The following is a 13,234-nucleotide window of genomic DNA, read 5'->3' as shown; positions in this document are numbered from 1 at the left end:
TGCATGATCGCGATCAAGGGGCGCTCGGGCCCCTGCCCGTGCTGCTTACGACTTCGTCGGCACCGATACCGCCGGACGGTTCGCGTAGAACAGCGCATACGCGATACCGAGCAGCACGATCCATACCGGCCCGATCACGAGCGCGACGCGCGTGTCGGGCGTGAACGCCATCAGCACGACGACCAGCACGAGAAAGCCGAGCGCGACGAACGAACCGAGCGGATAGAACGGCACGCGGATCGGCAGGCGCGCGATCTTGTCAGCCGACAGCGTGCGGCGAAAGCGCATCTGTGCGATCAGGATCACGCACCACGTCCAGATCGCACCGAACGTCGACACCGACGTGAGCCACGTGAACACGTGCTGCGGCGCGAGATAGTTGAGCAGCACGCCGATCAGCAGCAGCGCGACCGACACGATCACGCCGTACACCGGCACGCCGTTGCGATTGACCTTGCCGAGCTTGCTCGGCGCGTGGCCCTGCTGCGCGAGGTTGTAGAGCATCCGCGCGGTGCTGAACAGGCCGCTGTTGCACGACGACAGCGCCGCGGTCAGCACGACGAAGTTGATGATGCCGGCAGCCGCCGGGATGCCGAGCCGCGAGAACGTCATCACGAACGGGCTGCCCTGCGTGCCGATCTGGTCCCACGGATACAGCGACATGATCACGAACAACGCACCGATGTAGAAGATCAGCACGCGCCAGAACACCGAGTTCACGGCCTTCGTCAGCGACTTCTCCGGGTTGCGCGCCTCGCCGGCGGTAAGGCCGAGCATCTCGACTCCGAGATACGCGAACATCACGATCGGCAACGCGGCGATCACGCCGTCGATGCCGTTCGGCATGAAACCGCCGTGCGCCCACAGGTTCGACAGGCCGATCGCGACACCGCCGTTGCCGATGCCGAACGCGATCATCAACCCGCCGCCGATGATCATCAGCACGATCGTGACTATCTTGATCAGCGCGAACCAGAATTCGAATTCACCGTACAGCTTGACCGCGATGAAGTTCACCGAGCCCATCGCCATGAGCGCCGCGAGCGCCCAGATCCAGTTCGGCACGCCGGGGAACCACATGTGCATGTAGACGCCGACCGCCGTGATTTCCGCCATGCAGGTGACGATCCACACGAACCAGTAGGTCCAGCCGGTCAGGTAGCCGGCCAGCGGCCCGAGGTAGTCGCGCGCGTAGCGGCTGAACGCGCCGGCCACGGGATTGGCGATCGCCATCTCGCCGAGTGCGCGCATGATCAGGAAAATCGCGATGCCGCCCAGCAGGTAGGTCAGCAGGATGGCCGGGCCGGCGACGCGAATCGCGGTGGCCGAGCCGAGGAACAGGCCGACGCCGATCGTCGCGCCGAGCGCCATCAGGTTGATGTGCCGCTCTTCCAGCCCGCGGTGCAACTGGTCTTCTGGTTGTTTCAAGTCCGTCTCCTGGCAGCCGCGAACGGGCCGCCGTCATTGTCGATATCAATGCGCGACCGTTCATGCCGAAAACGAAATAATCTCCGCCGTCGCTTCTTGAATAAGAAACGACACGGATGCTGCGTCAATCCGATTGGAATCGCCGCGGATTATCGATATTTTCCGGAACAATCCGGAAAACGGATCGGGACTTTCACGGAATACGCCCGTGCGGCCGGTGCGACGCGGCTGGACGGCGACGGGATCAGTCGCTTTCGGCGCGAACGAACGCGCGTCGAGTGTGCACTATCAGGCGCACGCAATAGGCAGGCGGGATTATAAGAATGATCAGACGTTTCGCGCCAGCCGATTTTCGTAAAAATCGCGGTGCGTGAAACCGGAGGCGGAATTCGAATGCGCGCGACATCGCGCGCGCATTTATTTGGACAACGTCGCCCTTACCGTATATTCGCCTTCGAGCGCGCCGTGTTCCGGCCGCACGAAATAACGCGAGGCATCGAGATCGGCCGGCAGCGGCTCGACCGGATAGCCGTGCTTTTCCCACGCGTCGAGCCCGCCCTTCAGCGCGCGGATGTTGTGGATCATCTTCTTGCGCTGCATCTTCGCGATCAGGCGTTTCGCGGTGGCCTCGTTCGGGCACACGCAATAGACGACGATCGGCCGTTTCAGCATTTCCGGGTCGAGCAAATCCGGCGAATCGAGATCGACCGGCACCGCGCCGGCGATCCGGTACGGCTCGCGCTCGCGGATCGCTTTCGGCCGCGCGTCGAAGATCAGCGGCGGCTCGTCCGACGTCATCATCTCGACGAGCTGCGGCGGCGAGATGCGCACCTGCGCGAGATAGCGGCGGAACTGCACGCGACGCACCCAGCGGTACAGCAGGAACGTGATGAAGATCGCGAGGAACGCATCGAGGATCGTGCCGCCGCTCGCACGCACCCACAGCACGAACTGGATGATCTGATCGTGAACGGCCGCACCGCCGACCAGCCAGAACGCGGCCCACAGCGACGCGCCGGCCAAATCCCAGAACAGGAACACGCCGACGCCGATCGCCGTCGTGCCGAGCAGCGGCGCCGATACGAGGCCGAGGCCCGGCAGGAATTTGGACAGCACGAGCAGCGGCGCGCCGTATCTTTCGAATACGTTACGTGCGAAACGCAGCGTCGTGTCGAGCGACAGCGAGAAGCGCACGAGGCCGTTCAGCAGGCGCCGGCCGCGCGTGCGGCCCATGAAGAACCATATCGAATCGGCCAGCATCGTCGCGCCGATCGCCGCTGCGAACATGCTGACCCAGGACGCCTGCCCCATTGCCGCCATGGTCCCGCCGAGAATCAGCATCGGGACGGCCGGCACCGGCACGCCGAGCTGCGTGATCAACACGCTCGCGAACACGGCCCACGGGCCGAGCGATGACGGAATAGCGATGGGAAAGTGCCACACGGCGGCGCTCCTGGAAGGCATGCAGCCGCGCGACGGTGCCCGCCGGTACGGCTGCGCAACGGGCGCCGCGGCACGTCCGCAGCCGACCTGATGCATCACGGCATTCTAAACGGGTTTGGCGGCGATCGCGCGGAGCACGTGCCATCTGCACCGGCTTCGCGCCACGGGTTGCACCGCCGTGACAGTCACCTATCCGTGCGCTGACGCTGAGCAAGCTGCACGACGTGTTCCGCGTAGTCGGGAAACGCGGCGGCCAGCGCGGCTGCGTCGGCCAGTTCGAATTCCGCGAACTCGAAGCCGGGCGCGACCGTGCAGCCGACGAGCGCGACGTGCTCCGGCGCCGCGCAGCGGGCGCCGAACCAGCTCCCGGCCGGCACGACCGCCTGAAACACGGTGCCCGGATGCGTGAGCGGGTTGCCGAGCCGATGGATCGTCAGCCCGTCGCGCTCGTCGAGCACCCACACTTCGATCGGGTCGCCCACGTAGAAATGCCAGACTTCGTCGGAACGGATCCGGTGCCACGATGAGTACGCGCCGTCGCACAACAGGTAGTAGATCGCGGTCGACGCGGCACGTGACGCGCCGTCGGCCGGACGCACGACCGAATCGGTCGCACGGTAGGTTTCGCGGAAATAGCCGCCTTCGGGATGCGGCTGCAGGTCGAACTGGCGAATCAGGTCGGTGGCGGAGATCGGCATGGCGGATGACGTCGGTAAGGTAAGGAGCCGGGCATCCGGCGCACGGCCACGCTTCGCTCATCGCGAACGCGCGCCGCATGCCGCCGGATGCTGCTGCGTCGATCGCCGCGGCCATGCGCGCGGCGAACAAGCGGACACCGGTCGATGCTGCCAGAACTGCGTGTCGGGATGCAACTGCGGGCACGCGAAACGCGCCCGTCGGGTGCAGCGCGCGTGCCGCCCTCGCCCGGCCGATGTGACGGACGCGACGGCCGTGCTCACGCGCCGTGCGTCGTGGGTTTCCGTTTCGTCAGGACGTCATCCGGCGAATGGGCGAGACAGTCGCCGCCCGCGCCCGCCCGTGCGTCAGCGTCAGCGCCTTGCCGCGCGCGTCACTTAGCCGCCGGCGCGCCGGGCTCGCTGTGCCGCACCAGCAGCACGGGCCGGTCGGCCGCGCGCAGCAGCGACTCGGCGACGCTGCCGAGCAGCAGCCGGCGCAGGCCATGCCGCCCGCTCGTGCCCATCACGATCAGGTCGGCGTCGGCTTCGGCCGCGGTGCGCATCAGCACCGTGGCGACATCCTCGCCATAGGCGTCGAGCGCGCGCACGGTGCCCGATACATGCTCCTGCGCGAGCGCCGCTTTCGCATCGTCGAGCACCGGCGTCGCGGCTTCGATCGCGGCCGCATCGCCGTCGCGCTCGCCCGCGAAGCCCGCGTCGACGTCGACGAGCTGCGGCCGGTGCTCGACGACGTACGCGCAGGTCACTTCGCCGCCGGACGCCACCGCGATCCGGATCGCCTCGTTCAGCGCGAGACGCGCACTCGGGCTGCCGTCCAGCCCGACGAAAATCCGCTTGTACATGGTCCGTCCCTCCGACCGGGCACGCATCGCGCGTTGCGCGACGGCGGCCCGTAATCGCCACCCGGCCCGGTGCCCGGTGGCCTGCCGAACAGTCTGCCCCACGTGCCGACGCGCCCGTTGATGCGCGTCAAGCGCGGCGGGCGCGCCCACTGCTTCACGCCGGTTGCCTCAATTTCCAGTGCCCCATTACAAAAAACATGTAAATCGCGCACAATTTCATTTTGAAAATAGACGTTCCGTGCGGCCGGTGCGAGTTTTGCCCGGTTTTGCTGCGCTGCCCTCGTGCCACGGGGCGGCCCCCGACAACAGAATGGCCATCGAATGACCGCAAGTGGAACCCCGACGCGTGACGCCCGAGGGCCCACGCGCCTCCAGATCATGTTACGCCAGCCGCTCGCGGCCGGCGTCGTTGCACTGTGCGCCGGCGCCGCGCTGTCGCTCGGCGTCGCGCTACTCGTGCGCGAGCAGTGGCAAGGCGCCGTCCATACGCGTTTCGAACGCCGCACGACGCACGTGACGGCGATGCTTCGCCACGAGCTGCAATCCGGCGCGGCCGTGCTCGAAGGCGCGCGCGGCGCGTTCAGCCTCGTCCCGGGCATGACGCCCGAGCAATGGCGCCGGTATGCGGACACGCTCGACCTCGACAGCGGCCGCTCGCCGGTCCGCCAGATCGGTTATGCCCCGCTGCCGCCGGCGACGCGCATCGCCCTCGCCGGCGCGAAGCCGATGCCGGCCGGCACGCTCGCGACCGCCGCGCTCAGCGCACCGGCGTCGAATTCGCCGGTCGTGCGCTTCGTCGCGTCCGACGCCGCGCCGCTTGCGCACGCGCTGCAGACCGGCGACGTCGCGCTCGGCGTCCACCCTGCCGACGACGACACGTCCCGCGACGCCCGCACCTTCACGCTGTTCCTGCCGGTTGCCGCGTCGCCGCCGCATGCGGCCGCCACGCCGCCGGGCCTGCGCGAAGCCGGCGCCGACGGCGTGCTGTTCGCGGCGTTGAGCCCGCGGCGCCTGGTCGAGCGCGCGCTCGACGCGGAACGCGGGATCGACGTGTGGATCACCGCCGGCGGCGATCGGCGCGCGATCGTCAGCGTCGAAACGACGACCGACGAGGCCTCGGCATCGCCCGACCTGATGCGGCGCACCGACGAGCTGAATTTCGGCGGCACCGTGCTGACGCTCGCGTATTCCGCGGATGGCCGCCCGAGCGCGACCGGCGCGCAACGCGCGGCCGGCACCGTGCTCGCTGCAGGGCTGATCGCGTCGATCGCGTTCGCGGTGCTCGTCCATGCGCTGCTGCGCGGCCGCTCCGGCGCCGCCGATTCCGGCGCGAGCAGCCGCGGCATCCTCAACGAGGCGCGGATGATGGGCATCATCCGTTCGTCGATGGAAGCGATCATCACGATCGACGAGAAGCAGACGGTCGTGATCTTCAATCCGATGGCCGAGCAGGTGTTCGGCGTGTCCGCGATGGAGGCGATCGGTGCGCCGCTGTCGCGCTTCATCCCCGAGCGGTTCCGCGCCGCGCACGCGAAGCACGTCGACCAGTTCGGCGTGACGGGCGTGTCCGAGCGGCAGATGGGCCGCCAGCGGGTGCTGTTCGGGCTGCGCGCCAACGGCGAGGAGTTTCCGATCGAGGCCTCGATCTCGCAGATCCGCGACGCGTCCGGCAAGCTTTATACGGTGATGCTGCGCGACATCACCGAGCGGCAGCGCGCCGACACGGCACTGAAGCAGTCGCGCGAGGAATTGCGCGAACTGTCGGCGAACCTGCAGAACGTGCGCGAAGAGGAAAAGACCCGCATTGCGCGCGAGCTGCACGACGACCTCGGCCAGCAGCTCACCGCGCTGAAGATGGATCTGTCGGTGGTCGAACAGCAACTGCGCGTGCCCGGTCGCACGCAACCCGACGAAGTCGTGCAGTCGCACCTGCAGGGCATGCGGCGGCTGATCGACGCGACGGTCGCGTCGGTGCGGCGCATCGCGGCCGACCTGCGGCCCGTGATGCTCGACGATCTCGGCCTCGTGCCCGCGATCGAATGGCTTGCGAACGATTTCACGAACCGCTACGGGATCGATGTCGAACGGCACATCGAAACCGGCGGCCTCACGTTCACCAGCGCGGGCGCGACCACGTTGTTCCGGATCGTCCAGGAAGCGCTGACGAACGTCGCGCGCCACGCGGATGCGACGCGGGTCGCGCTGCGGCTCGACGTCGAGGACGGCTTCTGCGTATTGCGCGTCGCGGACAACGGCCGCGGCTCGGCGCCCGGCGGCCCGGCCCACGAAGACAAATCGTTCGGCCTGATCGGCATTCGCGAACGCGCCCACATGCTGGGCGGCACCGTGACGATCGACACCGCGCTCGCGCGCGGCTTCTCGATCACCGTCGCCTTCCCGCTCAGTACCGTACAACAGGAAACGCTCATCACATGATCAAGGTGCTCATCGCCGACGACCATACGCTCGTACGCGACGGTCTGCGGCACATTCTCCAGAACGCCACCGGATTCGAGGTGGCCGGCGAAGCCTGCGACGGCCCGTCGACGATCGCGCTCGTGCGCGCCACGCCCGCGCAGGTGCTCGTGCTCGACCTGTCGATGCCGGGCCGCAACGGCGTCGAGCTGATCAAGCAAATCAAGGACGAGAAGCCCGCGTTGCGCGTCCTCGTGCTGACCATGCACGCGGAGCAGCAATACGCGGTGCGCGCGTTCCGCGCCGGTGCGTCGGGGTATCTGACGAAGGAAAGCGCGAGCGCCGAGCTGGTCGGCGCGGTCACGAAGGTGGCGTCGGGCGGCGTCTACGTGAGCCTCGCGATGGCCGAGCAGTTCGCACAGAGCCTGAACGAGCCGGCCGAGACGCTGCCGCACCAGCGGCTTTCCGACCGCGAATTCGACGTGTTCCGGCGGATCGCCGCCGGCCAGACGCTGACCGAGATCGCGAACGCGCTGTGCGTGAGCGCGAAGACGGTCAGCACGTACAAGACGCGGATTCTGGAAAAGATGCAGATGCCGCACGAAGCGGCGCTGGTGCGTTACGCGATGCGGCACAAGCTGCTCGACGAAACGGACGACGTGTAACGGACGACGTCCGGCAGCGGATGGCGCGTGTCGCCCGGCCGCGCGGCACGCGTTGGACCGGGCGGCGCACGACGCTTACTTGGCCGGCACCGGGCACGCGAGATCGCCTTCCTCGCACGACAGATAACCCTTCAGCGTTTCGGTGCGCGCTTTCGTCAGATCGTCCAGACAGGTCGACACGACCATCGGGTACGCACTGCCGCCCTCGGCGTTCGCGCTGGAGAAGTTGCATTCGGCATCGCGGTACGCGATCCAGGCACGCTGCGCATTCACGAGTTTGTCGGCCAACGGCCGCGCATCGCGCAGGCGCGCGGTGACGGCCTGGTAGGTCCGGTTCAGTTCCCCGTCGGATTTCTTGTACGCGCGATCGGCGCATGCCGTCATCGCCGCCTGATCCGTCGCGTCGGCACAATTCGCCTGCGCATGGGCGAGGTTCGCCGCCAGCGCCAGCGAGCACAGCAGACCGGTCAAGACACGCATGGATGCTCCTTGTTGTTCGTTGAAGTCGTGGAACCCGGTGCCGCGCCTGCCGCGCTGTCGCGCATCGGCGGCCGTCTCGCGGCGACACCGATCGCGATGCTAGCGCACGCGCGCCGGCTTGTCAGCCGGCGTCGCAGCATGCGACGGCTTGCATATCGGCCCTCCGCACCTACACTTGAAAATCGATACGCCGCTTCAGGCCCGCGCTATCGCATCCATCCCGTCTCCGCTTCCGCGCATTCCTCAGCGCATTTCGCGTTCGCATCGCCGAGCGGGGTGACGATTCGTCGGTCAGCTTCCTCCCCCAGCCCAACGTGCCATCGCCGTCGCTCCCTGGAGGGAATCATGAGCTATCACCTTGAAGGCCGTCTGCTCGAGGTCTGCAACTGTCGCGTACTCTGCCCGTGCTGGATCGGCGAGGATCCGGATTTCGGGGTCTGCGACACGATCGTCGCCTGGCATGTCGACAAGGGCACCGTCGACGGTATCGATGTGGGCGGCAACACGATCGCCGCGGTGTGCCGCGTGCCGGGCAACATCCTGCAAGGCAACTGGACCGCCGCGATCTATCTCAGCGACACGGCGTCCGACGCGCAGGAGCAGGCGCTCCTCAAGGTCTACACGGGCCAGGCCGGCGGCCCGATCGCCGAGCTCGCGAAACTGATCGGCACGGTCGTGTCGATCGAACGCGCCCCCATCACGTTCAATGTCGAAGGGGCGCGCGGCACGCTGTCGATCGGCACCGACTACCACGCGGAACTCGAGCCGTACCTCGGCCCGAGCGGCGCGCAGACGACGCTGACCGACACCGTGTTCTCGACGGTGCCCGGCGCGCCGGTGTTCGTCGGCAAGGCGCCCGTCTATCGGTCGAAGAATGCGGCGATCGGGATCGACGTCGATCTGAAGAATCACAACGCGCTGCAGAGCACGTTCCTGTTCGACGCGTGAAGCGCGATCGCGCGCCGACGGTCATGGCTGCGTCGCTGCACCGGCGCCTGTTCCCGCTCGTGCTCGCGAGTCTCGTCGCGTTCGCCTGGCTCACCCTGTGGGCGTGGACGCGCAGTCCTTACGGGCGGTACCTCGACCACGGCGACCGCGCATTGACCGAACCGTTCAGCGCGCTGTGCCGCGCGCTGCCCGGTGGCGCGCTGTGGCTGCCGGCCGCGTTCGCCGCGGCCGGCTGGACGCTGATGATCCTCGCCATGATGCTGCCGACGACGCTGTCGCTGTTCGATGCGTTCGCCCGCGTCGTCGCAAGCCGCCCCGACCGGACGCGGCTGCTGGCGCTCGTCGGCGTCGGCTACGTCGCCACGTGGAGCGGCTTTGGGCTCGTCGCGCATGCCCTGCACGGGTTGCTGCTGACCGGTGTCGCGCGGGTGCCGGCGCTCGCGTGGCGTGGCTGGCTGATCGGCGCGGCCGTCTTCGCGCTCGCCGGCGCGTTCCAGTTCAGCGGACTGAAGACGCACTGCCTCGACCGGTGCCGCACGCCCTACAGTTTCGTGATCAGCCGCTGGCGCGGCCGTGCGCCGATGCGTCACGCGTTTGCGCTCGGCGTGAGCCACGGGCTCTTCTGCGTCGGCTGCTGCTGGGCGCTGATGTTGCTGATGTTCGTCGTCGGCGCCGGCAGTCTCGGCTGGATGCTGGCGCTCGCCGCGTTGATGGCGCTCGAGAAGAATGCGTCGTGGGGGCAGGCGCTCACCGCGCCGCTCGGCGCCGCGTTGTTCGGCGCGGCCGTGCTGATCGTCGCCAGTCACGCGTGAGGCCCGCGATGCGACCGCCCGCCTCCACCTTCGCGCTGCATGTCCGGCCGGGCGTGCGCGTCGCCGCGCTGACGTCGATCGCGATGCTCGCCTTCGCGTCGAATTCGCTGCTGTGCCGGCTCGCGCTGCAGGCCGGCCGGATCGACGCGGCCAGCTTCGGCAGCCTGCGCCTCGTATCCGGCGCGCTGATGCTCGCGATCGTCGCACGTGCGGGGGCACGACAATCCGCCCCGCGAGCCGACTGGCTGGCCGCGGCGATGCTGTTCGTGTACGTCACGTGCTTCTCGTTTGCGTACCTGACCGTCAGCGCGGCCACCGGCGCGCTGATCCTGTTCGGCGCGGTGCAACTGACGATGTTTGCGGCAGGATGGCACGCCGGCGAACGGTTTGCCGCGACCGGATGGGCCGGGTTCGGCGCGGCGCTCGGCGGACTGGTGTATCTCGTGTCACCCGGGCTCGCCGCGCCTACGCCGCGCGGCGCCGCGCTGATGACCGCCGCCGGCATTGCATGGGGCATCTATTCGATACGTGGCCGTCGGCCCGTCGATCCGGTCGCGGCAACCGCCGGCAACTTCCTGCGTGCCGCGCCGCTGGCGCTCGCGCTGAGCGCCGTACTTGCCACCCGCGTTCACGTCACGCCGGCCGGCGTCGCGCTCGCCGCGCTTTCCGGCGCGCTGACGTCGGGCCTCGGCTACGTGGTCTGGTATGCCGCGCTGCGACACCTCACCGCGATGCGCGCTGCGGCGGTTCAGCTCTCCGTTCCGCCCGTCGCCGCGTGCGGCGCCGTGCTGTTCCTGTCGGAACAGCCGACATGGCGGCTCGCGCTCGCATCGGCCGCGATCCTCGGCGGGGTCGCGGCCGTGCTCGCGACGCGGGCACGGCAGGCGAGTACTGCGCGGTGATGGCGGGTGGAATTGAGCCCATGCGTGGACCCGTCGCATGCATTTCATGGGATACCGGCAACGCACGTTTTTGCCGGTTAGCGCGCGGCCGAAGCCCCGGATTCACCTGACGGAAGGATGGTGCAGCTACCCCAATCACCGGCTCAAGGGAGCCGGAGGGGCTGGCCCAAACCGTCAGTAGCGATACGCATAGCCGGTGCCGATGTATTCCGCCGTCAGTTTGTTCGCCGTATCCGACAAACCGAGCAACTTGAGAATCTTTCTGGTTCGCCGCCCATTGATCAATTCATCGCGAAAAGCCAATAGCACGAAGAGCGCCACAACAGCCGCCGTTATCGCCAGCGGGATCGGCATCCACTCAAAAAATTGGCCCCATGTAGGTATCAGGAACGCAAAGAATACAGCCTGGCCAAAAAATAGAATCGACGTCACGGCGAGGTAGGCGTAAAGCAAGGATCTGTTGAAAACGGGCTTCAGGCCACCAGGGCAAGGCGGCCTGAATACAATCAGCCTCGCATACGGGTTGTGAATCGCTATCAACAATCCATTTTTGTCACAGACGGCGTCGACGTGCCCGCCATTCTCGATCGAGATACTGCCGAACCAGCCTTTGAGCGTTTGCCCCGCCACCTCCATCTGGATCCAGTAACCTTTGGCTGGTTGGGGGCGGACTCTGTCGGGATCGTTCAGCGTCGCCCTGTCATTTTCACCCACGGCCTCAAGCAATAAAGGCGCGAACTCCGCTGCCATTCCCTCGAATTGTTCAAATCTGGATGCCGAATACGCCTCGCGAGAGTAGCTCAAATTTGACACTGTTCCGCTGACCGAATAAAGGCGCATCGCTTCCCCATTGATTGAAACCGCAATTCCACGTGTCCGGCGATCTTACTCGAACGATGCAACGCGGCCGAATATCGCCCATACGTGGCAGGCGACACGATTATCGGCACGGGTTCATGTCGCATGTTTTCGCATGTCCTGCGCTTTCCTCACGGCAGAAGGCATCGCTCCGCCGCATGCCAATAAAATGAGCCCGCACTCCAACCGAGTGCGGGCTCATTTCAGTGTGACACGCCCAGCGGCGGCGAAAGCCGCCTCATGGCAATCGGCTCAGTGGCCGAAGGGCTTAGTGACCGAAGTACACCGACGAACGGTCGGTTGCGGCCGGCACGACCACGCGCTGACCCGATTGCGACGTCGCCGCGGCGTTCGCGCCGTAGCCCGTTGCATCGGCTTGCGCGCCGGTGTTTTGCGCGGCGGCGATCTTTGCCTGTGCGGCCTGGATGTTTTCCGGGTAGTTCATCCAGTCGTTCGGGTTGTAGCCGGCCTTTTCGAGCTGGACCAGCTCGGCGCGCACTTGCGCGCGCGTCAGCGGCTGCTGGCTCTGGGCAAACGAGACAACCGGTGCGGCCACCAGGGCGGCCAGTGCAACTGCCTTGATCAGCGATTTCATGATGCGTTACCTCCAGGATTGTTTTGTCAGGCGCTTCGGACTCGGGGTCGTTGCGCATGAGATGAAGTCTAGGAGGCCACCCTATCAGGGTAAATACTTAAATCGCGAATTCACTGTTGACGGAAAACATACAATCGCCACGGAATCGCCGAAACCATCAGACGATTGTCGTCATTCAGGAACTGAATTCCCTGACACGGCACCCGGCGCGCCTGGCCGCGCATCAGCGCCGCCGATCGGTACCCGACGACGCCATCAGCCGGTCGAACAGCAGCGCCTTGAGGCGGATCAGGTCGTCGGCGCCGGTCTCGCCGAACGCCGCGTGATGCAGCGTCAGCGCGGGCGCCGCCGGATCGGCATGAACAGCCCGCACCGTGCCGTCGAGCGCCAGCAGTTCGACCCGGTCGCCGGCCGCATACGGAAGCTGCACGCGCAAGGTTTCGCCGATTGCGGCGATCGGCCGGTCGACGGCAATCGACAGCCCGCTGACACTGATGTCGTGCACCATCCCGATCCCTTCCGCGCCCTCCGACCCGCCCGCACAGCATGCCGCGATCCGCACCGCCACGCGCGGCTCGGCGCGCGTACGCAGCCGGTCGACGAAGCCGGGCGGCGACAGCACCAGGAACCGCGCGGCACCCGCCGCCTGCACCAACTCGACCGTCGCGCCGAAACGCGACACCGCGGCACGGCCGATCGCCACGGCCTCGATGTCGTCGCCAGGCGTGAAGTCGATCGCGGTCGCCGGTTGCGGCTCGACGAACAGCGCGCCCGATGCGGCGATGCCGATCAGACGATAGCGCTGCAGCCCGCGCGTCGTGCCGACCCGCCGGCGGATGCCGATCGAAGCCCCCGCCGACAACCCCATCCGCGGCGCGTGAGGCACCGCGTCAGGCACGCGCGGCTCGGCTGCGGCGTCGTCGCGCCGCCGTACCGGCCGGAAATGGTCGAACAAGAATGCATGCTGCGCGGCATCGCGCAGCGTCGTGCCCGCCGGCAGCAGCGCGGCGCCGTCGGCATCGTAGAGATCGAAGCCGAGCGGGACGCCGGCGGCAAGATCGTCGCGCGTGAGCGAGACGTAGTCGATAGATAGCCTCATCGGGGCAGCGCGGAGCGACCGCGCGAGCTGACATGACAACATGATTACG

General features: G+C 67.3%; 13 protein-coding genes. 5 read left to right on the top strand and 8 right to left on the bottom strand.

Annotated features, from left to right (window positions below):
- Positions 1-45 precede the first annotated feature (45 nt).
- The 4 genes from HWX39_RS12990 to HWX39_RS12975 all read right to left on the bottom strand — a co-directional run bounded on the left by HWX39_RS12990 (position 46) and on the right by HWX39_RS12975 (position 4,411).
- Positions 46-1,428 (bottom strand): amino acid permease, encoded by a 1,383-nt coding sequence (locus tag HWX39_RS12990; protein ID WP_175968471.1) that lies wholly within the window; start codon positions 1,426-1,428, stop codon positions 46-48.
- 417 nt (positions 1,429-1,845) lie between these two features.
- On the bottom strand, positions 1,846-2,871 hold the full coding sequence (locus tag HWX39_RS12985) for a DedA family protein/thiosulfate sulfurtransferase GlpE (protein WP_175968470.1): 1,026 nt from the start codon (positions 2,869-2,871) through the stop codon (positions 1,846-1,848).
- A gap of 185 nt (positions 2,872-3,056) precedes the next feature.
- Positions 3,057-3,569, bottom strand: a complete 513-nt coding sequence (locus HWX39_RS12980; RefSeq protein ID WP_175968469.1) for a cupin domain-containing protein — start codon at positions 3,567-3,569, stop codon at positions 3,057-3,059.
- 371 nt (positions 3,570-3,940) lie between these two features.
- A complete protein-coding gene (locus HWX39_RS12975; RefSeq protein ID WP_175968468.1) occupies positions 3,941-4,411 on the bottom strand; it encodes a universal stress protein in 471 nt (156 codons plus the stop codon).
- 321 nt (positions 4,412-4,732) lie between these two features.
- Here HWX39_RS12975 and HWX39_RS12970 point away from each other — a divergent pair, with 321 nt between their 5' ends.
- Positions 4,733-6,847, top strand: coding sequence for a PAS domain S-box protein (locus HWX39_RS12970; protein WP_175968467.1), 2,115 nt, complete (start codon positions 4,733-4,735; stop codon positions 6,845-6,847).
- Complete coding sequence (locus HWX39_RS12965; RefSeq protein ID WP_006483707.1) at positions 6,844-7,491, top strand: response regulator transcription factor; 648 nt, start codon at positions 6,844-6,846, stop codon at positions 7,489-7,491. The genes HWX39_RS12970 and HWX39_RS12965 overlap by 4 nt, the downstream gene beginning before the upstream one ends.
- Positions 7,492-7,566: 75 nt before the next feature.
- On the opposite strand, the gene HWX39_RS12960 is transcribed toward HWX39_RS12965, so the two are convergent.
- Complete coding sequence (locus tag HWX39_RS12960; RefSeq protein ID WP_175968466.1) at positions 7,567-7,971, bottom strand: lysozyme inhibitor LprI family protein; 405 nt, start codon at positions 7,969-7,971, stop codon at positions 7,567-7,569.
- A gap of 345 nt (positions 7,972-8,316) precedes the next feature.
- Here HWX39_RS12960 and HWX39_RS12955 point away from each other — a divergent pair, with 345 nt between their 5' ends.
- From HWX39_RS12955 to HWX39_RS12945, 3 genes are read left to right on the top strand one after another with little or no spacing between them, the layout of a single operon-like run.
- Positions 8,317-8,919, top strand: a complete 603-nt coding sequence (locus HWX39_RS12955) for a DUF1326 domain-containing protein (RefSeq protein ID WP_175968465.1) — start codon at positions 8,317-8,319, stop codon at positions 8,917-8,919.
- Between the two features lie 23 nt (positions 8,920-8,942).
- Positions 8,943-9,731, top strand: a complete 789-nt coding sequence (locus tag HWX39_RS12950) for a DUF2182 domain-containing protein (protein WP_175968464.1) — start codon at positions 8,943-8,945, stop codon at positions 9,729-9,731.
- 8 nt (positions 9,732-9,739) lie between these two features.
- A complete protein-coding gene (locus HWX39_RS12945) occupies positions 9,740-10,633 on the top strand; it encodes a DMT family transporter (RefSeq protein ID WP_175968463.1) in 894 nt (297 codons plus the stop codon).
- A gap of 174 nt (positions 10,634-10,807) precedes the next feature.
- Here HWX39_RS12945 and HWX39_RS12940 read toward each other — a convergent pair whose 3' ends face one another.
- From HWX39_RS12940 to HWX39_RS12930, 3 genes are all read right to left on the bottom strand, one after another.
- Complete coding sequence (locus tag HWX39_RS12940; protein ID WP_175968462.1) at positions 10,808-11,473, bottom strand: hypothetical protein; 666 nt, start codon at positions 11,471-11,473, stop codon at positions 10,808-10,810.
- Between the two features lie 286 nt (positions 11,474-11,759).
- Positions 11,760-12,086 carry a DUF4148 domain-containing protein gene (locus HWX39_RS12935; protein WP_175968461.1) on the bottom strand — a complete coding sequence of 109 codons (327 nt, stop codon included), beginning with the start codon at positions 12,084-12,086 and terminating at the stop codon, positions 11,760-11,762.
- Between the two features lie 223 nt (positions 12,087-12,309).
- Positions 12,310-13,185 (bottom strand): PilZ domain-containing protein, encoded by an 876-nt coding sequence (locus tag HWX39_RS12930; RefSeq protein ID WP_175968526.1) that lies wholly within the window; start codon positions 13,183-13,185, stop codon positions 12,310-12,312.
- Between the last annotated feature and the right edge of the window lie 49 nt (positions 13,186-13,234).

Source organism: Burkholderia sp. BCC0322 (assembly GCF_902833045.1).
GTDB lineage: Bacteria > Pseudomonadota > Gammaproteobacteria > Burkholderiales > Burkholderiaceae > Burkholderia.
Note: the sequence above shows the minus strand (reverse complement) of the source record. Positions and strands in the feature narration are given on the sequence as shown.